Annotated in this window: 21 protein-coding genes; 14 read left to right on the top strand and 7 right to left on the bottom strand. The window is 53.4% G+C overall.

What is annotated here, in order from left to right; translation table 11 throughout:
* Positions 1-59: 59 nt before the first annotated feature.
* The 3 genes from ribB to nusB all read left to right on the top strand — a co-directional run bounded on the left by ribB (position 60) and on the right by nusB (position 2,139).
* Positions 60-1,175, top strand: coding sequence for a 3,4-dihydroxy-2-butanone-4-phosphate synthase (gene ribB, locus HPY30_00605; protein ID QYZ64619.1), 1,116 nt, complete (start codon positions 60-62; stop codon positions 1,173-1,175).
* Between the two features lie 62 nt (positions 1,176-1,237).
* Entirely contained in the window at positions 1,238-1,711 is a 474-nt protein-coding gene (ribE, locus tag HPY30_00600) for a 6,7-dimethyl-8-ribityllumazine synthase (GenBank protein QYZ64618.1), read from the top strand.
* Positions 1,708-2,139, top strand: a complete 432-nt coding sequence (nusB, locus tag HPY30_00595; protein ID QYZ64617.1) for a transcription antitermination factor NusB — start codon at positions 1,708-1,710, stop codon at positions 2,137-2,139. The genes ribE and nusB overlap by 4 nt, the downstream gene beginning before the upstream one ends.
* 139 nt (positions 2,140-2,278) lie before the next feature.
* Here the strand turns inward: nusB and HPY30_00590 are convergent, their stop codons facing one another.
* Together HPY30_00590 and HPY30_00585 are read right to left on the bottom strand one after the other, a co-directional pair.
* Positions 2,279-3,631, bottom strand: coding sequence for an IS1182 family transposase (locus HPY30_00590; protein QYZ64616.1), 1,353 nt, complete (start codon positions 3,629-3,631; stop codon positions 2,279-2,281).
* Positions 3,632-3,712: 81 nt separating this feature from the next.
* Positions 3,713-4,126 (bottom strand): phosphate-starvation-inducible protein PsiE, encoded by a 414-nt coding sequence (locus tag HPY30_00585; GenBank protein ID QYZ64615.1) that lies wholly within the window; start codon positions 4,124-4,126, stop codon positions 3,713-3,715.
* 89 nt (positions 4,127-4,215) lie between these two features.
* On the opposite strand from HPY30_00585, the gene thiL reads away from it, so the two are divergent.
* The 3 genes from thiL (at position 4,216) to HPY30_00570 (ending at position 6,315) form a co-directional block, all read left to right on the top strand.
* Positions 4,216-5,190: a thiamine-phosphate kinase gene (gene thiL, locus HPY30_00580; GenBank protein QYZ64614.1), complete on the top strand. Its 975-nt coding sequence runs from the start codon at positions 4,216-4,218 to the stop codon at positions 5,188-5,190.
* Positions 5,183-5,671, top strand: a complete 489-nt coding sequence (locus HPY30_00575; protein ID QYZ64613.1) for a phosphatidylglycerophosphatase A — start codon at positions 5,183-5,185, stop codon at positions 5,669-5,671. Before thiL ends, HPY30_00575 begins: the two co-directional genes overlap by 8 nt.
* A 101-nt stretch (positions 5,672-5,772) precedes the next feature.
* Complete coding sequence (locus HPY30_00570; GenBank protein ID QYZ67850.1) at positions 5,773-6,315, top strand: TIGR02281 family clan AA aspartic protease; 543 nt, start codon at positions 5,773-5,775, stop codon at positions 6,313-6,315.
* A gap of 73 nt (positions 6,316-6,388) precedes the next feature.
* On the opposite strand, the gene HPY30_00565 is transcribed toward HPY30_00570, so the two are convergent.
* From HPY30_00565 to HPY30_00555, 3 genes are all read right to left on the bottom strand, one after another.
* Positions 6,389-7,201, bottom strand: a complete 813-nt coding sequence (locus HPY30_00565; GenBank protein ID QYZ64612.1) for a GTP cyclohydrolase I FolE2 — start codon at positions 7,199-7,201, stop codon at positions 6,389-6,391.
* Positions 7,202-7,386: 185 nt separating this feature from the next.
* Positions 7,387-8,259 carry a (2E,6E)-farnesyl diphosphate synthase gene (gene ispA, locus HPY30_00560; protein QYZ67849.1) on the bottom strand — a complete coding sequence of 291 codons (873 nt, stop codon included), beginning with the start codon at positions 8,257-8,259 and terminating at the stop codon, positions 7,387-7,389.
* 19 nt (positions 8,260-8,278) lie between these two features.
* Entirely contained in the window at positions 8,279-8,515 is a 237-nt protein-coding gene (locus HPY30_00555) for an exodeoxyribonuclease VII small subunit (GenBank protein QYZ64611.1), read from the bottom strand.
* A gap of 176 nt (positions 8,516-8,691) precedes the next feature.
* On the opposite strand from HPY30_00555, the gene parE reads away from it, so the two are divergent.
* The 3 genes from parE to HPY30_00540 are packed head-to-tail and all read left to right on the top strand — an operon-like array spanning position 8,692 to position 11,861.
* On the top strand, positions 8,692-10,578 hold the full coding sequence (parE, locus tag HPY30_00550) for a DNA topoisomerase IV subunit B (protein QYZ64610.1): 1,887 nt from the start codon (positions 8,692-8,694) through the stop codon (positions 10,576-10,578).
* A gap of 55 nt (positions 10,579-10,633) precedes the next feature.
* The gene (locus tag HPY30_00545; protein ID QYZ64609.1) at positions 10,634-11,188 is read left to right on the top strand and encodes a hypothetical protein; all 555 of its coding nucleotides are present in this window, start codon (positions 10,634-10,636) and stop codon (positions 11,186-11,188) included.
* A gap of 49 nt (positions 11,189-11,237) precedes the next feature.
* Entirely contained in the window at positions 11,238-11,861 is a 624-nt protein-coding gene (locus tag HPY30_00540; GenBank protein QYZ64608.1) for an SCO family protein, read from the top strand.
* A gap of 91 nt (positions 11,862-11,952) precedes the next feature.
* Here the strand turns inward: HPY30_00540 and ppx are convergent, their stop codons facing one another.
* Positions 11,953-13,467, bottom strand: coding sequence for an exopolyphosphatase (ppx, locus tag HPY30_00535; GenBank protein ID QYZ64607.1), 1,515 nt, complete (start codon positions 13,465-13,467; stop codon positions 11,953-11,955).
* Positions 13,468-13,749: 282 nt separating this feature from the next.
* Between ppx and HPY30_00530 the strand changes: the two genes are divergently transcribed.
* The gene (locus HPY30_00530; protein ID QYZ64606.1) at positions 13,750-14,319 is read left to right on the top strand and encodes an NUDIX hydrolase; all 570 of its coding nucleotides are present in this window, start codon (positions 13,750-13,752) and stop codon (positions 14,317-14,319) included.
* A gap of 16 nt (positions 14,320-14,335) precedes the next feature.
* Here the strand turns inward: HPY30_00530 and HPY30_00525 are convergent, their stop codons facing one another.
* Positions 14,336-15,175, bottom strand: coding sequence for an NYN domain-containing protein (locus HPY30_00525; protein ID QYZ64605.1), 840 nt, complete (start codon positions 15,173-15,175; stop codon positions 14,336-14,338).
* A gap of 372 nt (positions 15,176-15,547) precedes the next feature.
* Between HPY30_00525 and HPY30_00520 the strand changes: the two genes are divergently transcribed.
* The 4 genes from HPY30_00520 (at position 15,548) to pgl (ending at position 20,269) form a co-directional block, all read left to right on the top strand.
* Positions 15,548-16,402, top strand: coding sequence for a sulfite exporter TauE/SafE family protein (locus HPY30_00520; protein QYZ67848.1), 855 nt, complete (start codon positions 15,548-15,550; stop codon positions 16,400-16,402).
* 71 nt (positions 16,403-16,473) lie between these two features.
* Positions 16,474-18,006 (top strand): tryptophan 7-halogenase, encoded by a 1,533-nt coding sequence (locus HPY30_00515; protein QYZ64604.1) that lies wholly within the window; start codon positions 16,474-16,476, stop codon positions 18,004-18,006.
* Positions 18,007-18,061: 55 nt separating this feature from the next.
* The gene (gene zwf / locus HPY30_00510) at positions 18,062-19,597 is read left to right on the top strand and encodes a glucose-6-phosphate dehydrogenase (GenBank protein QYZ67847.1); all 1,536 of its coding nucleotides are present in this window, start codon (positions 18,062-18,064) and stop codon (positions 19,595-19,597) included.
* Positions 19,598-20,269 carry a 6-phosphogluconolactonase gene (gene pgl, locus HPY30_00505; GenBank protein QYZ64603.1) on the top strand — a complete coding sequence of 224 codons (672 nt, stop codon included), beginning with the start codon at positions 19,598-19,600 and terminating at the stop codon, positions 20,267-20,269. It begins immediately after the preceding gene.
* The last annotated feature ends 30 nt before the right edge of the window (positions 20,270-20,299 follow it).

Genomic DNA, 20,299 nt, shown 5'->3' with positions numbered 1-20,299 from the left:
GTTAATCCCGCCTCTGTTACAATTACCGGTTCGCTTTGCCAATAATCAAGACTGGATATATGTCCCTTAATACTACAGAAGAAATCATTGCCGACCTGAAACAGGGGAAGATGGTTGTCATCATGGATGATGAGGATCGTGAGAACGAGGGAGATCTCATTATGGCTGCCGAGATTGTGACCCCGGATGCGGTCAATTTTATGGCCCGTTACGGCCGTGGCCTGATCTGTCTTACGCTCACCAAAGAGCGCTGCAGCCAGTTACGCCTGCCCCTGATGGTGCCCACTGACGATGAGCTGGCGGCGACCAATTTCACAGTCTCTATCGAGGCCGCCGAAGGAGTGACCACCGGTATCTCAGCCGCTGATCGGGCTACAACCATTTTGGCTGCTGTGGCAGAGGACGCACAACCTCAGGATATTGAGCAACCGGGACATATCTTTCCCTTGATGGCGCAGCCCGGTGGTGTGCTGGTACGCGCCGGTCATACCGAAGCGGGGTGTGATTTGGCCCGCATGGCGGGTTTTCGCGCCGCTTCCGTCATCGTGGAGATTCTCAACGACGACGGGACCATGGCGCGTCGGTCGGATCTTGAGAAGTTTGCTCAAGAGCACGATCTGAAAATCGGCACCATCGCCGACCTGATCCAGTATCGGGTGAAAAATGAGCATACGGTGGAGCGGGTCAGCGAATGTGCATTTCCCACCAAGCACGGGAATTTCCGCCTGGTTGCCTATCAGGATATGGTGGATAACGAGCTGCATTTGGCGCTGGTGATGGGGCATCCGAAGCCGGATAAGGCGACACTGGTTCGCGTTCACATGCAGAACAGCTTGTGTGATTTGTTCAGTTCAACCGGTGGTGATTGTGGTTGGCCACTTGAAAATGCCATGAAGCAGGTGGGTAAAGCGGGGCAGGGCGTGATCGTGGTGCTGCGCAATCACGATACCGCCCGGGAGATCGTGCAGCGCATGATGGAACTGCAGCTGCAGAGGCCGGAAGGCGAGTCGTTCGTTAAACAGGATAATAGTAAAGAGCTACGCACCTACGGTGTCGGTGCGCAGATTCTCTCTGATCTGGGCGTGCGTAAGATGCGCGTGCTCAGTGCGCCGAAGAGTATCCACGGCCTCTCCGGCTTCGGTATGGAAGTGGTTGAATACGTCGATTGTAAATAACCAATAGCTGGAACGCGAGCGCGCGTTTTTGATAATAGATCTATTTTTTCAGGGTAAAGAACATGACCATCAAAACCATTGAAGGCGCACTGACGATTGAGAATGCGCGGTTCTGTGTAGTGGCTGCACGTTTCAACAGCTTTGTTGTGGAGAGTCTGGTGGACGGGGCGATTGACACCCTGAAACGCCACGGCGCGTCCGAGGATGATATTACGCTTGTCAGACTGCCCGGCGCCTTTGAGATGCCGGTATTACTGGAGAAGATCGCCGCAAAGGGCGAATATGATGCCATCATCGCGCTGGGCGCAGTGATTCGAGGTGGCACCCCCCATTTTGATTATGTGGCCGGAGAGTGTGTGAAAGGGATGTCTCAGGTCAGCCTGAAACACGGCGTTCCCATCGCTTTTGGAGTTTTGACGGTCGACACCATCGAGCAGGCCATCGAGAGAGCCGGAACCAAGGCCGGTAACAAGGGTGCCGAAGCGACGCTCTCAGCTATCGAGATGGTGAATCTGTTTCGTCAGATCGGGGCATGAGCCGCAAACGCAGTCAGGCACGCCGGCATGCGGTTCAGGCCGTCTACCAGTGGCAGATGGCCGGTCAGGATATTGGCTCCATCGTCGATCAGTTTTTGGCGGAGCAGGATATCAAAAGCTTTGAAGTGCCCTATTTTCAGGATCTGCTGCACGGTGTCCCCAGACACCTGACTGAGCTGGACGAACTGCTGAAGCCTGCCCTCGATCGCGCTATCGAAAGCGTCGATCCGGTGGAGCGGGCGGTGCTGCGGCTTGGTGTCTATGAATTAAATTTTCACCCGGAGGTGCCCTATCGGGTGGTGATCAATGAATCGGTGGAATTGGCCAAGGTGTTTGGGGCGGAGCAGGGCCACAGGTTCGTCAATGGTGTATTGGATAAAGTGGCCAAAGAGATCCGCAAGGTGGAGATGAAGGCTAAAAAGGCCTAGGAGTCTGTCGGGTTTGATCCATTGAGCCAGGGATATTTTCCGGCCCACCGTGTTTTTCCCATAATCGCTGCCTCTGTAGGAATATAAGCCCTATGTAGGGCAGTGAATTATGAAAGACTGACCTATCCTTGTCGATATCTCAGCCTGCCAGCGCATGCATCCGCTTCAGGTTCCATGCCGTACATACCAGATTCCATTCACCTTGCGCTGAATCACTCCCTCGAAGGTGAAATTGCCGAAATCCCATTACTTCTTTGATAATGCCGAAGACGGTCTCAACTGTCGATTTCCGTGTGGCATACACGGCCTTGCCTTCCGGTGTACTGAGTCGATGCCTCATTCGGGTTAACATATCGGCATCTTCCGGGCAGGGCGGCACCTGTTTCAGCCGCTCTTCCAGCGGCAGGTTGTGCTGTTCGCGGCTATCGGAGAGGTAGGGGGTGATCTCCTGTGCTTCACAACGATTGACATTCTCTTCACTGAAGTAACCCGTATCCGCCAACAGACCTTGTGGTTTTCCCAGCTGCTCTTCTGCTGCCTTCAGTTGTGCAAGTGCAGGTTCTATTTCCTGTTTGTCATTGGGTTGCTGGGTAATATGGTTCTCCACGATCAGGTGGGTACCGGTATCAACTGCCGCTTGGGCGTTATAGGCCTGAACAAACCCTTCCGATGAGGGCATGATGCGTGACTCCTCATCCGTGAAATTGACTTGGTCTTTTTCCTGTGGACCTTCTTCTGGCGGCTTTGGCACTCTACCTCTGGCCTTCTTCCCTGTCTTTTCCTCTCGTTCCTTACGCCGCTTCACCTTCTCTTCGTATTCCGCCCGTTCTTTTTCAAAGCGCTCACGCGCTCTTCGTTCGATCTCTTTCTTAGCCTTGGCTATCGCAGCAAGCCGGTCCTCACGACGTTTGAGTTCCTCTGGAATATCCAGTTCCGGCTCTTCTTCTGCATCGGCCTGTTCGGCCTTTTTCAGCAACAGCTCGACTTCACGATGAAGCTGCTCTTCAAGCTTGTTGGCATACCCCCAACTCATCGCCTTGTGTTTGCTGGCATTGGCCTTGACCTTTGTCCCATCCAAACTCACATTGCCTATCTTCAAAAGACTCATCGCCTTGGCTATCACTAATATCTGGACAAAGAATCCCTTCAACTCCTTGAGAAAGCGTTTGCGAAAGGTGGCGATGGTGTCATGGTCTGGATGGCTGTCTGCCGTAATGAACCGGAAGGCCACGGAGTCGTAGGTGGCTTGCTCCAACTTTCGGCTGGAGAATACGCCGGTTGCGTAACCGTAGAACAGCAGTGAAAGCAAAATGGCTGGATGGTAGGGCGCTTTTCCTCCGCCACCGTATTGAGATTCCAGCTCTTTCAGATCCAGCTGTTCTACGATGTCCACGATAAATCGCGCCAAATGGTTCTCTGGTAGCCAGTCCTGTAATGAGGGCGGCAACAGATAGGGGGTGTCTCGATTAATCGTGCGGAATTTATCTGACATACTGACTTCGGTTCGTTATTCTTTGGCTTACAGTATTTTATCAAATGGGACTGGTTAAATCCGACAGACTCCTAGGGTTCCTTAGAACTCATCCTGTTTGCTGCTGAGTCTGGAAGTGCCATACCTCAGTACCAGGATGGCAAATGTCAGCATCAATATAGCGCCGGTCAGGGTGAGAATGGTCTCGTTTGACATGGCCTTGATGTCGATGGTCAACAGGCGCGTAAGCGCTGTGACGGCGATATAGATCAGGAACTGCACCGGCATGCGGCGGGTCTTGAAATAGATGCCGACCATTGCGCCCAGTTCCAGATAGATGAATAGCAGCAGGATATCCTTCAGGGTGGCGTGGCCGTGAGCGATCATCTCCAGATAGACGGTTACACTGGACCAGATCACAGTGGCACCGATCACGAACAGACCGACAGTGTGGAACACCTCGACCATGAGGTCTCCCGCCTTCTCTATCTTGTTAAAATGTTCGTTTTCGCTCATCTTTGGTACCTGTCACCGTAATCTGCACAAGCTACACTGAAGTTATCCCAATAGGCAAGCCTTCTTTCGATATAAACCATTGATTAATCATGGCCTTATCCGAGTTTGATCTGATTCGACGCTATTTTTCCGAACCTGCGGTCATCCGTGATGACGTGGTGCTCGGCATCGGTGATGACAGTGCCCTGTTGCGATTGCCTCCGGGTCATGATCTGGCAGTCACTGTAGATACTCTGGTGTCCGGCGTGCATTTTTTCCCCGATGTGGATCCGGAAGCGTTAGGTCATAAGGTGTTGGCGGTCAATCTTAGTGATTTGGCGGCGATGGGGGCGCAACCCGCCTGGGTGACATTGGCCCTGACTCTGCCCGCAGCAGACAGCAACTGGCTGGCGGCATTCAGCAAGGGGTTTTCAGCGTTGGCGAAACGCTATGGTGTGCAACTTATCGGCGGAGACACTACCCGCGGGCCGCTCTCCATCACGGTTCAGGCCCAGGGTTTTTTGCCTTCCGGCAGTGCATTGACCCGATCTGGCGCTCATCCGGATGACCTGATCTGCGTCACCGGCAAGCTTGGAGATGCCGGACTCGCACTCTCCGCAAAGCAGGGACACAGGTTGCTGAAAACCTTTGACTTGCGTGATGTCTTACAACGGCTGGAACGTCCGGAACCTCGCGTTGGGATGGGGCTTGAGCTGCGTGGGCTCGCGACCGCCGCCATCGATATCTCCGACGGACTCCTGGCCGACCTCGGGCATATCCTGCAGGCTAGCGGAGTGGGTGGCAGATTGAATCTGTCGCAGCTCCCTCTGTCGCCGCCGGTAGCAGAGGTTGTAGCTGAAACGGATGGATGGTCACTGCCGCTGACTGCTGGGGATGACTATGAACTCTGCTTCACCCTGCCTTCCGAGAAGCTGCATGAGGTGGAGGTGATCAGTGGCCGCCTGGATTTGCCGATAGCAGTGGTCGGCCGTATAGAAGCGGGCACCGGACTGCGCTGTGAGCGGGAGAATGGTACCCTTTGGCAATCACAATCCGCTGGATTTGACCATTTTTCTGATGTCTGACTCTACCACCAACCCCGCCCCCAATCTGCGTAACCCGGTACATCTGCTGGCTTTCGGTTTTGGTAGCGGTGCCATGCCCTTTGCGCCAGGTACTTTCGGTACCCTGGTCGCGGTCCCTATCTATCTGCTGATGGCCCCACTGGCACTGACCGCCTATTTGGTCGCTGTATCGCTGATGTTCGTGGTGGGGATCTGGCTCTGCGAGCGAACCTCCCGTGACCTCGGTGTACACGATCATGGCGGTATCGTCTGGGATGAGATTGTCGGATATCTGATTACCATGATTATGGCGCCCGCAGGCTGGTTGTGGCTGCTGCTCGGGTTTGTTCTGTTTCGCCTCTTCGATATTTTCAAGCCCTGGCCCATCAACTCCATCGACCGCAAGGTGGGTGGGGGACTGGGCATCATGCTGGATGATGTGGTGGCAGGTCTCTTCTCGCTGTTGGTGATGCAGTTGATCCGAATTTCAGGGCTTGTCTGATGCTGAGACGGCTGGCCTTCCTGCTGATTGCCATACTGTTTCCTGTGGCAGCCATCGCGGTTGACAGGATTACTATCGAGGCGCTCTTTTCCAATAAGGCAATGGTCACCATTGATGGGGTTCGTCGTCTGCTGAAGCTCGATCAGCCCTCGCCGGAGGGCGTGGTCCTGATCGATGCGGACAGCCGTGAGGCGGTGATAGAGGTGGACGGAGAGCGGCAGATATACCGACTCGGCAGTCATGTTTCCAGCCAATTCAGCAAACCGGAAAAGACCACTGCCAGGATCCAGCGGGATCTGAACAACAGTTACTCGACGGTAGGTAGTATCAACGGCCGCAATGTGCAAGTCCTGGTCGATACAGGGGCGTCGGCGGTGGCCATGAATTCAGGAATTGCCAAGCGCCTGGGGGTCTCATATAAGCTGGATGGCAAACGTATTTCGGTCAGTACGGCGTCCGGCATAACACCTGCCTATGAAGTGATACTCGATCGGGTGCAGGTGGGGGATATCAGGCTGAACCAGGTGCGCGGGTTTGTTATCGAAGGGGAGAGTCCGCGCCGGGTATTGTTAGGTATGAGTTTCCTCAGTCGAGTGAAGATGGAGGATCAGGGGGCGGTACTGCTGTTGCACAGCAAGTATTGATAACTCAAATTTGTAGGGTGCGCTGTGCGCACCAGAATAAGCAATCATGGTGCGCACAGCGCACTCTACGTGGTTATTCAGCTGTTTTATCCCGCTCGATCAGTGCATAGGCCGAGTGGTTGTGGATTGATTCGAAGTTCTCGGATTCAACGACATAGGCACCGATGCGATCCTCATTGTTGAGGCGCACTGCCACGTCCCTAACCATGTCCTCGACGAACTTTGGATTGTCGTAGGCGCGTTCGGTGACATGCTTCTCATCCGGTCGCTTGAGCAGTCCGAAGAGTTCGCATGATGCCTCCTGCTCAACTATGTCGATGATCTCCTCAATCCAGATAAATCCTCTGGTACGTGCCTGTATCGTGACGTGAGAACGCTGGTTGTGAGCACCACGATCGGAAATCTTTTTCGAGCAGGGACAGAGGCTGGTGACCGGCACTACTACCTTGATGTCGATGTTGGGAACACCGCTGTGGATCTCTCCTATCAGGGTGACATCGTAGTCAAGAAGGCTCTGTACATTGGAAACCGGCGCGGTCTTATTGATGAAGAAAGGGAAGTTCATCTCGATGTGGCCCGACTCGGCTTCCAGACGCTCCGCCATCTCCTTCAGCATGTCCTTGAAGGATTCAACGGTGATCTCGTAGTCGTGGCTGTTGAGGATCTCCACGAAACGGGACATGTGCGTGCCCTTGAAGTTGTGGGGCAGGTTGACGTACATATTGAAGTTGGCAATGGTGTGCTGTTCGCCCTCACTACGATCTTTGATGCGTACCGGGTGGCGGATATCCTTGATGCCCACCTTATCGATGGCGATCCTGCGGGTATCTTCGCTGTTTTGGACATCCGCAATCTGGGTGCCGGTGTGAGGGGTGTTTTCTGCCATGTCTGGGATCCTGCTTCGCCAACCTAGTGCGAAGTCATGCAAATACTGAGTCGGGAAGTCGGAGGATAGTCTGCCGCCCGTTCAGGGACAACTGACAGAACCTCTGGTTTTTCCGTATCCTCCCCATTGGGAAGACGGCCAGCGTGAAACAGACAATTATCCCAAGCAGAAGGGAGAGGTGCAAGTTAATGATTTCGGCCGATGATGTAATCGGCGATCCAGCGTAACGGTGCTGCCTCTTCGCCAAAACCCTCCAGACTCTGTAAGGCATTCTGTCGGAACTCCTCCGCTTTCTCGCGTGCGCCTGTGAGGCCGAGTAGAGAAGGGTAGGTGGATTTGTTCTGGGCCTGGTCCTTGCCTTGGGTTTTTCCCAGGGTCTCGGTGTCGCCCTCTACATCCAGGATATCGTCCCGGATCTGAAATGCCAGCCCGATACATTTTGCAAAGTGGCTGAGTTTGCGGGCTATTTCAGAATCGAGATTGGGATTCAATAGCGTGCCCATGCGGACGCTGGCGCAGATCAGCGCACCCGTTTTGTGGATATGCAGATTTTCCAGTTCGGTAAGGTTCAGCTCGTGTCCGGTCGCACTCAGGTCCAGCGCCTGACCACCGGCCATGCCTCTGGAACCGCTTGCACGGGCAAGTGTCTCCACCATCTTCAGCCGGGTTTCGGTATTTGCTTCCAGCGTGTTATCGGTGCAAAGGGTCTGGAAGGCCAGAGTCTGCAGTGCGTCGCCGACCAGGATAGCAGTGGCCTCGTCGAATGCTTTGTGGCAGGTGGGGCGCCCACGGCGCAGGTCATCGTCATCCATTGCCGGCAAATCGTCATGCACAAGTGAGTATGCGTGGACCATCTCGATCGCACAGGCAGCGGCATCCAGTCGCTCCATCTTGACGCCGGTGGCCTGTCCCGCAGCATAGACGAGTACCGGCCGGACTCGTTTACCTCCTCCCAGGGTGGCATAGCGCATCGCTTCGTGCAGTAGAGTGGGCGTGGTGCCGGTCGTCGGCAAAGTGCGATCGAGGGCGTGCTCCACCCGTGCCTGGCAGAACTGCATGAAGTCCTTAAGATGGGTTTCACTCGTCACGCTGGAAAGGCTCCAATACAGCGTCATTGGAATCGCCGGTCAATAGACGAACTTTCTGTTCCGCCGCCTCCAGCGCCTTCTGGCAGGTACGTGTCAGTTCCACCCCCCGTTCGAAAGATTTCAGTGACTCATCAAGGGATAAGTCACCCTGTTCCAGGGTCTCGACCAGGGATTCCAGCTCGCTCAGCGCCTCTTCCAGGGGCGGGCTCTTCTTTTTTCTCGGCACGGTTTGACTCTATATACGGATGTTTGTGTGGATTGAATACCAACTATTAGACCACACGGTAAAGAGATAAAGCCAACCCATACGGGATTGAAACCTCGCCACGGGCTACCAGGATGTGTAAACTTCCCGGCTTCATATATTTCCAAGTTTAAACTTGATTTGCCCCAAAATATTTTATGACAGGTAGCTACGACGCCTCCGATATTGAGGTTCTCAGCGGGCTAGAACCGGTGCGCAAGCGCCCGGGAATGTATACCGATACCAGCCGTCCCAATCATCTGGCGCAGGAAGTCATCGATAACAGTGTCGATGAGGCGATTGCCGGTTTTTCCAAGTCAATCGAGATCACGCTGTTCAAAGACGGTTCCCTGCAAGTGCAGGATGATGGACGTGGCATGCCGGTTGATCTACATCCGCAGCAAGGGTTGCCCGGTGTCGAAGTGATCCTGACCAAGCTGCACGCGGGCGGTAAGTTTTCCAATAAAAACTACCAGTTCTCAGGCGGTCTGCATGGAGTTGGTGTGTCGGTCGTGAACGCACTCTCCCGACACCTTGAGATCTGGGTGAAGCGCGATGGCCAGGAGTACAACATGGCCTTTGCGGGGGGCACCAAGGTCTCTGATTTGGAACCAGTGGGTAAGGTTGGGCGCAACAATACCGGTACCCGTTTGCGTTTCTGGCCCGATGCCAAGTATTTTGACAGTCCACGCTTTTCTGTGCGCCAGCTGCGCCATGTGCTGCGTGCCAAGGCGGTGCTCTGCCCCGGTCTCCATGTTCGGTTCATCGATGAGAAGAGTGGTGAGCAGGAGGAGTGGTGCTATGAGGACGGTTTGCGGGATTACCTGCTGGATGCGCTTCTTGGTCAGACGCTGATTCCCAGCGAGGCCTTTGTCGGCAACATGGAGGCCAACACTGAAGCGGTTGCATGGGCCGTGGTCTGGCTGCCGGAAGGCGGTGAAGCGGTGACTGAGAGTTATGTCAATCTGATCCCCACCGCCCAGGGTGGCACCCACGTGAACGGTCTGCGCAGTGGTTTGACGGATGCGGTCCGGGAGTTCTGCGAGTTCCGTAATCTGCTGCCAAGAGGTGTCAAGCTGACGCCAGATGATGTCTGGGCACGGGTCAGTTATGTGCTGTCAGCCAAACTGCTGGAACCACAGTTTTCCGGGCAAACCAAAGAACGTCTCTCCTCCAGGGAGTGTGCTGCTTTTGTTTCCGGTGTGGTGAAGGATGCCTTCAGCCTCTGGCTGAATCAGCATACCGATCTTGGCGAAAGTATCGCTGAACTTGCGATCAACTCTGCACAGAGCCGGATGCGCGCCGGGCGCAAGGTGACCCGTAAGAAGGTGACTCAGGGACCGGCGCTGCCGGGGAAACTGGCAGATTGCAGTACTGTCGACCCTTCCCGCAGTGAACTCTTTCTGGTGGAGGGTGATTCAGCTGGTGGCTCCGCCAAACAGGCGAGGGATCGGGAATTCCAGGCGATCATGCCGTTACGCGGAAAGATATTGAACACCTGGGAAGTTGATCCGGCGGAGGTTCTGGCCTCACAGGAAGTACACGATATCTCCGTGGCGATCGGAGTGGAGCCCGGTAGCGAGGATCTTTCCAAGCTCCGCTTTGACAAAGTCTGCATTCTTGCGGATGCGGACTCCGATGGTTTGCATATCGCCACACTGTTGTGCGCGCTGTTTCTGCGTCATTTCAGAAAGCTGGTTCAGGAGGGGCACGTCTACGTGGCCATGCCTCCGCTCTATCGTATCGATGTTGGCAAAAAAGTCTATTATGCGTTGGACGATGACGAGAAGCAGGGCGTGCTCGACAGGATCGAGGCGGAGAAGATACGCGGCAAGGTCAACGTGCAGCGCTTCAAAGGATTAGGTGAGATGAACCCCTTGCAGCTGCGGGAGACCACGATTCATCCGGATACCCGACGTCTCGTGCGCCTGACCATTGAGTCAGGGGATAATACCAACAGCGTCATGGATATGATGCTGGCAAAGAAACGCGCGCCTGATCGTAAGCGCTGGTTGCAGGAGAAAGGGGACTTGGCTGAAGTCTGAGTGACTCGGGTTTTGTTGGATTTTGAACTGTTTGAGGGTGCTCCCCGGATTGAATATGTATAAACAGGGTCTTTTACTGATTGTCTTGGCAGTTGCTCTGATGTCGCCGGTCGTTATTGCCGCGCCGGCAGACAATGAGCCTTTCTCCAGCAATGGTGGAACGAAAACAAAGTTGCTTGATACGGCCGATTTGCGCCAGCTGCAGAGTCAGCTGGATCAAGTGAGGAAACTGGCCCCGTCAATACGGGTTCAGCTACGAAATCTGCGTCATCAGGCAGGTCTCAGGCAATTTGATTCTTTTGAATTCGAACGTCATATGAGCCGCGCCCAGAGCGACATTGAACGTCTGCTTCGTCTCCACCAACGCCCGACAGTCTCCTCCACGCAACGCCATTTTATCGCGGTGGACCTGCAGCGGCAGTCTGTGGGACTGACACGTCAGCTGGAAAAAGTGGAAATAGTGATTGACAGGATTGATGAGTCGCTGGATGAAGATATCACGCAGGAGAATGTGATCATTGAAAGGAATGAGAAGTTTCTGGATATGCTCACTTTGTTTACCGAAACTGTCCAGACTGCCTCTAAGCTGATCGGGCAAAGAAGCGAATAGTGTCTAATTCGTATTAGCCACTTAATCTATACCAAAATCGGAAGTCATCATGCAGCGTATCTTCCTACTGGGCGTTATTGTGTTGTTGAGCGGTTTACTGATATGGGTGGTGCTGTTCTGGGCCCCTCAGTCAGACAGCGTACCCAGTCACGAACAACTCTCCATCTCCGCAACACCCGTTGGTGGCAATTTTGCGCTTGACTCGCATCTGGGGCCTGTGTCGCTGAACGATTATCAGGGTAAGGTCGTCATCCTCTATTTTGGCTATACCTGGTGCCCGGATATCTGCCCGACGAGTCTGGGTTTTCTCAGCATGGCCCTGAACGAACTGACTGAGGATGAGCTTGCCGGGGTACAGCCGCTGTTCATCAGCGTCGATCCCAATCGCGATTCACTGGAGCGGCTCAGGGTGTATGGGGAGTACTTCCATCCAAGCATTTTAGGTGTCACGGGTTTGTCGGAAGCTGTGAAGGAGGTCGCAGAGAAATATGGCGCAGCCTATAGCATCGTAGAGCAGCACTCTGAGACCAACTATGTCGTGGATCACTCGGCGGATACTTACTTTATCGACCGGGGGGGGAAGCTGGCGAAAGTGATGCCTCATGGTACACCACCCGAAGAGATGTTGACCCTGATGAGAAAATTGTTGTCAGACGTTGTTGTGGTGAAGTAATTTCCAGCGACCGTTTGTCCTGGTAATAACGGCCGCAGCCTGACCGGCTACGCTTGATCAGGTCTCCCAATGTGTTGTTGGGTTGGGCTTGCTATTCGAAAGAGAGTCCGAAACCAGTGGCCTCGAGATAGTCCGCTTCCTGTTTTAACTCGGCATGGGTGAGTGGATGAGACTCCAGCCAGCCTTTCGGAAACTCCAACAGCAGGTGGTTTCCCTCGACCTCCAACAGGGCGTGCGGCTTGGTTACTGCTGAGCGGCTGCGATGCAACAGCACTGCAAGACGCAGCAGAACGCAAAGTTGTTTTGTACAGAGCACCACCCCCCTGGGAAGAGCTTCGAAGGTGGAAGTGGGGAATTTGCGCCTGTGTCCCCGTACCAGTGCGGCAATCACGCACTGATCCTGCCGGGTAAATCCCGACATGTCGGAGTTTTCCAACAGATAGGCGCCGTGCTTATTGAACTGGCTGTGGGAGACCGTGAGACCGATCTCATGCACAAGCGCGGCCCAACTCAGCATGCTGGAATAGCGGGGGTCGCCCATCTTCCAGACTTTGATGACTTGGTTGAAGAGGGCCAGGGCAGTGGCTTCGACACGCACCGCCTGATCGGCGTCGATATTGTAGCGTTTGGATAGAGATTTGATGGTGCGATCGCGGGTGTCCTCGTGGCGGCTGCGGCCAACCATGTCGTAGATCAATCCTTCTCGCAGCGCCTCGTCGGAGACCTGCATCTGCTCGATGCCGATATGGCGAAAGACTGCAAGGAGGACCGCGACGCCACCAGAGAAGACAGGTTTCCGTTCTGATGTCAGTCCTTTCAGGTTGAGCGCTTCTACACTGCCCGCAGCAATCATTGCCTTTTGCAGTTTTTCCAGAGATCTTAGAGTGATGCCCTGTTCACTCCAACCCTCTTCCTGAACCACTTTTTGGATCGCCTTGATGGTGCCGGAACTGCCGATGGCGAGGCTCCAGTTGCCGTCGCGAAACCAGGAGCGTACAGGACGGATCTGGATGGCACAGGCAAGCTCCGCCTTTTTCATCGCCTTGGCGGTGATATTGCCGTCTTTGAAAAACCCCCTGCTTATGCTCACGCAGCCCATGTGCAGGCTCTCGCGCTGGCAGGTGGTGAAGCCTTCGCCGATGATGAGTTCAGTACTGCCGCCGCCGATATCCACCACCAGGCGGCGTTCATCTCCTGCGGCAAGGCCGTAAGCCACGCCGAGATAGACCAGGCGAGCCTCTTCGCGGCCGGCAATGACCTCGATGGGATGCCCCAGCGCCTGCTGGGCGGTCGCCAGAAAATTGTCTGCTGAACTTACCTGACGCAGGGTGTTGGTGCCGACGGTGCGAACATTTGCAGAAGGGATAGAGCCCAATCGCTGACCGAATCGCTCAAGACAGGTGATGGCCCTTTCTGCCACCTCGGGTTTAAGCTGCTTGGTTTTGGTCAATCCTTCGCCCAGCCTCACCATCTCCCGCAATTTGTCGATGACCTGCAGGTTGCCGTCGGTAACGCGGGCGACAATCATGTGGAAGCTATTGGAGCCCAAATCGATGGCAGCAACAGTCTCCTGGAGGTCTGTGGTTTGTGGTGTATTGTCCTGCATGATCTGACCATCTCCGGTGTGAAGTCCGGATGATTTTACCGGGAGCTATGGCGATTATCTAACCTTCGCTTTCTTTATCGGTTTGTGGCCGCTGATTGTTGCTTTTGCCGGTTCGTGCAAAACTGATGCAGTCTAGGGATTGCATATCTTACTATTAGTATTTGTATGGAAAATCGCAGTGGTTGGGATCATTAGGTGATAATAGAAGGTGCCATTGGCACTAAATGGTTTGAAAAATTGGCCGAAGGTGTGTTGGAGCAGGAGAAATATGAGAGTTGATCGATGAAGTATTGCAGCCAGTGTGGAGCTGAAGTGGAAGTCAAAGTACCGGATGGAGACAATCGCCCCAGGCACATCTGCGCTGAGTGTCTGACGGTCCACTATCAGAATCCCAAGATGGTGGTGGGTTGTATTCCGATGTGGGAGGACAAAGTGCTGCTCTGCCGTCGTGCGATCGAACCCCGTTACGGACTATGGACGCTGCCTGCGGGTTTTATGGAAAATGGCGAGACCAGCCAGGAGGGTGCAGCCAGGGAGACCCTGGAGGAGGCGAATGCCAGAGTGGAGGTGGAAGCGTTGTATACTCTCTTCAATCTTCCTCACATCAGCCAGGTTTATTTGTTGTTCAAAAGCCGCCTGATGGATCTTGACTTTGGACCGGGCAGTGAGAGTCTGGAGGTCGCGCTGTTCGCTGAGCAGGAGATTCCCTGGGATGAGATTGCCTTCCCTGTGGTCCATGAAACACTGCGGCTTTTTTTCGAGGATGCCAGGCGTAACCACTACGAATTGCGCAGCGGGACAATTGTCCGTCTGCCAGACAATCCCCGCCGCTACCACACCCAACTGCTGTAGATTCAGTAGGTGTAAGTCATAGACCATGATTTCCGTAAGAGGGCACAAGACGAACATTGTTGGCAACCATGCCGTCGCCTTTATCACTCTTCTCGATATAGAATTCGAGCACAGTCTCCCGGTTTGACAGGAGTTCGTCAGTGACACCGTCGGCCAACTCATTGGCATGGCAGAATACGCTCTCATAGGGGGATTCCGGATCACGTGGATCCGTAATCCACAGGTTCGGATCGATATGCCTGATGAAGCGCAGAAAGCCATATCCTTTGTCGGGAAACCATTTCGAGCAGATGCCACGGACGCAGGAGCCGGGGGAGCCCCACTCATTACGTGGTTCATAGGAGATCGGTAACAGGTCGGGAATCAGAAAACCGGAAAAATAGTCGTCGACCTGCCGTTGCAGTTCCCTGGAGACGTTGCGGAAACCGAGCAGTTCTACACGGCAGCCCCGGTCCTGCAGGGCTGTCACCACCTGCAGAAAATCGCCGTCTCCGGTGACCAGCAGCACCAGATCGAGTTTTTCCGATTGCAGCATGGCATCAACTGCAAGATCGAGATCCGCATTGGCTTTGGTTGTTACATTGCCCTCTTCATCGGTATAGCGGCGCACATATTTTACGATGATCTTCCAGCCGTAATCCCGTACCATCTGCTGGTACGAACGTGCCCGTTTGGCGTATTCGTAATCATCCTTTGCCCGCTCCTGATCAAAGGCGATATAGGTGTTCATGCGTAATAAATTGCCGCCAAAACGCGCGGCAAAGCGGCGTAGAATATCGTATCGAAGTTGGTAGCCGCCGTTGTAGCGGATATTTTCGGCGTCCACGAAAACGCCTATCTTGAGGTTGTTGTTCAATGTGGCTCTCTAAATAAAAAATGAATGGTGTAGATCCGGTAATATAAATACGTGACTTAATTAACAGTGGATTAGGTTCCCATTTGCAGTCTTTTTATAACGATATTTAATGATTGTTAAACAGGCCTTGCTTTGAAGTGAGACTATAGAATTGCAGGGTAACTCAAATTCGAAAAGGTTTCGAATGACAATATCCGTGTCCAGTTGTTATTAACCCTATTGTTAATAGGATAATCCAGGCCATTGATCTCCAGACGAGCTCTTTTGTTTCATAGTGTGATGGCGATTGCCATCTGGTCTGCATGGTATTTGATTGCTGGGGGAGATGTGATTGTTGCCGCCATGAAGGATCATTGGCAAGTGACCCTGACTATGGCGTTCGGTTCTTTTATTGCAGGGGCCACCAGCGAAGGTGGCGGTGCGATAGCTTTCCCGATCTTTACCAAGGTGCTGCAGATCGACCCTGCAAGCGCAAAGATTTTTTCTCTCGCTATTCAAAGTGTGGGAATGAGTGCTGCATCCCTGATGATTATAGCGATGGGCGTGCGTGTTGAGTGGCGGGTAATCCGTTGGGCCGGAATTGCTGGGATTCCCGGGATGATTATAGGTGCGATTGTGGTGGCACCATTGCTGACATCGGCAATGATCAAAATGAGCTTTACTTTCATGGTGACGAGTTTTGCGGTTACGCTATTCATGCTGAACCGCCGCATGCGACTCTGCCACGACCGGCTGCCGGATGAGAGTGGGTACGAGTCTTGGATTATCGCTCTTGCAGGTTTCGTTGGCGGTGTGATGTCTGGTCTGGTGGGTAACGGCATCGACATCATTACCTTCTCTGTCATGGTGCTGTTATTCAGGGTGAGTGAAAAAATTTCAACACCCACCTCAGTGATTCTGATGGCATCGAATTCGATTGTCGGTTTTCTGCTGCATATTTTTGTGATCGATGGTTTTACGCCAGAGATCAGAGAGTGGTGGCTTGCCGCCATACCTGTCGTAGTGGTTGGTGCGCCTATGGGAGCGATGCTCTGTAGTCTGCTGGATCGTCAGGTTATCGCGAAAGGATTGATTTTACTGATCCTGATTGAATTTATCAGCTCACTCTGGCTGATTCCCATGACACCGTCTGTTGTACTGGTCAGCTTGCTTATGCTGGTGGTATTTTCACTGCTCTACTATGGTATGTACAGTGTAAGACGTTACGAACCCATGGGATCAGATTGACCTGAGTTTGATTGAGTCTAAGACTCATCAATCAAAAGCACATAATGGTAAAGAAAAGCGGGGACCGAGAGATGAACGAGAGGATAGATGATATCACCATCGTGGGTGGCGGTTCGGCAGGCTGGTTGATGGGCCTGTTTCTGACCACGATGCTGAACAAGGGTGAGTCCAAGGTCAAGGTGACCCTGATTGAGTCGCCAAATATTCCTACCATCGGTGTTGGCGAAGGGACGGTGACGGGTTTTCCCCGCATGCTCCAGCAACTGGGTATCAAGGAGAGCGAGTTCCTGCGTAATTCCGATGCCACCTTCAAATGCGCAGGAAAATTTGTAGGCTGGAATCTGGATGCCAAAGGCAAGCCGACTACCTTCTATAATCCCTTTAACGTGGGTGGATACGTCGGTGGTTTTGAAACAGGTTATTACTACCAAAAATATGGCAACGCACCAGGTGCGAGCAGTTTTGTAGATAGCATCATGCCGACTCAGATGGTGGTGGAAAACCTGCTTGGTCCAAAATTGATGGGCGCAAAGGACTACGAGAGCCCCGTACCCTATACCTACCATCTGCACGCCCACGACTTTTCCAGGCAGGTCGCAAATATTGCGAAAAAAAGAGGGGTTGTGCATATCCTGGACGAGATGGTGGACGTGGAACAGGATGAGAACGGCTATATCACGGCACTTAACCTGAAAGAGAAGGGGCGTGTGCCGGTAAAACTGGTGATCGATTGTACCGGTTTCAGTGGGCGTATATTGCAACAGGTGTTGAAAGAGCCCTATAACGAATTTGGTAACCACTTGCTGTGTGACAGAGCCATCCCCATCCCGCATCCCCATGAAGATCCTAAGAGACTTTCTCCCTGCACCACCGCAACGGCGATGAAGGCGGGTTGGACTTTCGATGTGCCACTCTACAGCAGAATGGGCACGGGTTATGTTTACTCAAGCCGTTTCATCTCCGATGATGAGGCATTGGATGAACTTATCAGACACATAGGCGATGAATCTCTGCGGGAAAGAACACCACCTGTGATCAAGATGCGGGTAGGCCGTGTACGCAATACTTGGGTTAAAAACTGTATCGCCACCGGTCTCTCCGCCGGTTTTGTGGAACCGTTGGAGGCATCCGCGATCTATACTATCGAGATGACGGCGCGCATGCTGTTGACCTATTATCCCGAGCAGGGCATCGAGCAGAAGACAGTAGACCGCTTCAATGAAGTCATGAACCGGATGTATAATGAGATCCTCTCTTTCATCGTCATGACCTACTACACTTCCAACCGTACCGAGCCTTTCTGGGTAGCCGCCCGTGAGGATATCGATCTGCCAGATAAACTGCGGGAAAATCTTGAGATGTGGCAATCATTTATGCCGTCGCCTCATGATGTCGAGGGAAAATTTCTTTTCAGCCACTGGAACTATATTTATGTCCTGCTTGGTAAAGGTTATTTCGAGGGACGCCATTTTCCGGCTGAACGTTTCCTTGTAAAAAGTGACTGGATGCGTTTTTCCAATCATATTGCAGAGGTCAAACGCCAGCTGAAACAGAAACTGCCTTCGCATTATGATCTGCTTACAGCGATTCGGAGTTGGCGGTAACGGTCCTGCATACTTAAAACAGTCTGCTTTTACAGAGTAATCAGATAGAGGAAACATATCGGTGTTACCCGTTGACTATGCAATACGGCCGGAGGCCGGGGAACCTTTTCTACAGGCGGATAGATCAACTCCCTGTCTTCTGGTCATCTTCGGTGCGGCTGGAGATCTGACTCGCCGTAAACTGATACCAGCGCTCTACAATCTCCTTTGTGAACGCGTGATTGATGAACAGTTTGCGGTCATCGGCTACAGCCGGACCGAGCAGAAGAGTGAAGAGTTTCGGGCAATATTGGAGAGCGCGGTCAGGGAATACTCCCGTACGCAGCCCGTCGATCCGCTGGTCTGGCAGAGCTTTGAGAAACGCATAGAATATGTGCGTGGGTCGTTTGAGGATCCTGAAGGCTACAATGCATTGCGGGAACGAATCGATGTTCTGGAGCAGAGTTTTGGTACAGGTGGCAACCGGCTCTTCTATCTGGCTACACCACCCGCGGCGGCACCGCAGATACTGCATCGTCTTCAGGAGACGGGACTGCTTTACGATAGTAGTGATGAAACCCCCTGGTCACGGGTGATCATGGAGAAGCCCTACGGCAGGGATTTGACCTCGGCTCAGGAGCTCAACCGTATTGTTGGCGAAGTGCTGGATGAGAGTCAGGTCTACCGTATCGATCATTATCTCGGTAAGGAGACAGTGCAGAATATCCTGGTGACCCGTTTCGGCAACACCATCTTCGAACCTCTCTGGAACCGAAAATATATCGACCATATCCAGATTACTGCGGCGGAGTCGATTGGTGTCGAGGGAAGGGGACGCTTCTATGACCAGACCGGGGTGGTTCGAGATATGGTACAGAGCCATCTGTTGCAGGTGCTGTCGCTCTGTGTCATGGAGACGCCGATCTCTTTTGCGGCGGACGATATTCGTGATAAACGGGTTGAGGTACTGCGTTCCCTGCGTCGCATGTCCGGTGATGATATTGAAAAATATGTCGTGTTTGGTCAGTACCGGGGTTACCGTGATGAGGATAATGTCGACAAGGATTCCCGCACCCCCACCTATGTAGCGCTCAAGTGTTTTATCGACAATTGGCGCTGGCAGGGGGTGCCCTTCATGTTACGGGTCGGGAAGCATCTCAAAGCGAGGATGACTGAGATATCTGTCGTTTTCCGTCCTGTGCCACACTGTCTTTTCGGGCGTGACGATGTCTGCCAGACGCTCGACTCCAATGTGTTGACGATCCGTATCCAGCCGGATGAGGGGATCGATCTCAAAATCATAAGTAAACAGCCGGGGGATTCACTGCAGGTGGGTACAGTGGAGATGGATTTCAGCTACTCAGATGCCTATAACCATCCGATCAAAGATGCCTATGAGCGCTTGCTGCTTGATGCCATGCGCGGCGATGCCACTCTGTTTGCCCGCCGTGACGAGGTGGAGCATGCTTGGCGATTCGTAACACCGATTCTGCAGGCCTGGGAACGGGCGACAGATCGCTATCCGGCCTTCTATGCTGAAGGCAGCGCGGGCCCAGTAGAGGCCGATAAACTTATGCACCGATACCAACGAAAATGGCGGGAGATCGTTTAGGTGGCGGGAGAGAGAATCATTGTTGACGGTGCGCGTTTTGTTCTTACTGCATCACAGTGGATTCTGGATACCATTCAAACCGTGTTACAGCATAACGAACGTTGTCATCTGATGCTGGCAGGGGGTGGAACACCGCTGCCGGTTTATCGAAAACTTTCTCAGCAGGAGATTCCCTGGGAGAAGATAACGATCTTCTTCGGCGATGAACGCTGTGTGCCCCCAACCCATGAGGCAAGCAACTATCGTATGGCGGTTGAGGCACTCTTTCCCCATGGCCTGCCGGATGACCTGATACTACATCGCATGCATGGCGAGGATGATCCTGAAACCGCTGCCGAAGCATACGAGGCGATTCTGCCGGAACAGATCGACATCCTGCTGTTGGGCTTGGGAGAGGATGGACATACGGCCTCTCTGTTTCCCGATTCGGATTCGCTGGAAGAGTGGCAGCGGCGGATCATTCCGGTGGTCGGCAGTAAACCGCCACCGCAACGCTTGACCATTTCCCCTGCCGTTGTCAGGTCGGCAAAACAGACTTTGATGATGGTGGAGGGTGACGGTAAAGCTGATGCGGTGCGGCGGGCGCTTGAAGTTGGTGATGTACCGGCTACCCTGGCCGACGAAGCTACCTGGTTGATGGATAGGGCAGCTGCATTGGCTCTTTCTGACTAGCGTCTTTTGGAGAATGTTTCTTGAGCCAGA

It is taken from the genome of Gammaproteobacteria bacterium (ex Lamellibrachia satsuma), assembly GCA_019623805.1.
Classification (GTDB): Bacteria; Pseudomonadota; Gammaproteobacteria; order Chromatiales; family Chromatiaceae; genus QGON01.
This window is presented reverse-complemented; position numbering and strand designations above follow the sequence as displayed.

What these genes read in the sequence shown, in the direction of transcription:
- HPY30_00565 (QYZ64612.1), bottom strand. Translation starts at nt 7,201, where the DNA reads ATGGCAGAAAACACCCCTCACACCGGCACCCAGATTGCGGATGTCCAA.
- HPY30_00540 (QYZ64608.1), top strand. Translation starts at nt 11,238, where the DNA reads ATGCAGCGTATCTTCCTACTGGGCGTTATTGTGTTGTTGAGCGGTTTA.
- HPY30_00530 (QYZ64606.1), top strand. Translation starts at nt 13,750, where the DNA reads ATGAAGTATTGCAGCCAGTGTGGAGCTGAAGTGGAAGTCAAAGTACCG.
- HPY30_00585 (QYZ64615.1), bottom strand. Translation starts at nt 4,126, where the DNA reads ATGAGCGAAAACGAACATTTTAACAAGATAGAGAAGGCGGGAGACCTC.
- ispA (QYZ67849.1), bottom strand. Translation starts at nt 8,259, where the DNA reads ATGCAGTTCTGCCAGGCACGGGTGGAGCACGCCCTCGATCGCACTTTG.
- parE (QYZ64610.1), top strand. Translation starts at nt 8,692, where the DNA reads ATGACAGGTAGCTACGACGCCTCCGATATTGAGGTTCTCAGCGGGCTA.
- thiL (QYZ64614.1), top strand. Translation starts at nt 4,216, where the DNA reads ATGGCCTTATCCGAGTTTGATCTGATTCGACGCTATTTTTCCGAACCT.
- ribE (QYZ64618.1), top strand. Translation starts at nt 1,238, where the DNA reads ATGACCATCAAAACCATTGAAGGCGCACTGACGATTGAGAATGCGCGG.
- HPY30_00515 (QYZ64604.1), top strand. Translation starts at nt 16,474, where the DNA reads ATGAACGAGAGGATAGATGATATCACCATCGTGGGTGGCGGTTCGGCA.
- ppx (QYZ64607.1), bottom strand. Translation starts at nt 13,467, where the DNA reads ATGCAGGACAATACACCACAAACCACAGACCTCCAGGAGACTGTTGCT.
- HPY30_00545 (QYZ64609.1), top strand. Translation starts at nt 10,634, where the DNA reads ATGTATAAACAGGGTCTTTTACTGATTGTCTTGGCAGTTGCTCTGATG.
- ribB (QYZ64619.1), top strand. Translation starts at nt 60, where the DNA reads ATGTCCCTTAATACTACAGAAGAAATCATTGCCGACCTGAAACAGGGG.
- nusB (QYZ64617.1), top strand. Translation starts at nt 1,708, where the DNA reads ATGAGCCGCAAACGCAGTCAGGCACGCCGGCATGCGGTTCAGGCCGTC.
- HPY30_00570 (QYZ67850.1), top strand. Translation starts at nt 5,773, where the DNA reads ATGGTCACCATTGATGGGGTTCGTCGTCTGCTGAAGCTCGATCAGCCC.
- HPY30_00520 (QYZ67848.1), top strand. Translation starts at nt 15,548, where the DNA reads ATGGCGTTCGGTTCTTTTATTGCAGGGGCCACCAGCGAAGGTGGCGGT.
- HPY30_00575 (QYZ64613.1), top strand. Translation starts at nt 5,183, where the DNA reads ATGTCTGACTCTACCACCAACCCCGCCCCCAATCTGCGTAACCCGGTA.
- HPY30_00590 (QYZ64616.1), bottom strand. Translation starts at nt 3,631, where the DNA reads ATGTCAGATAAATTCCGCACGATTAATCGAGACACCCCCTATCTGTTG.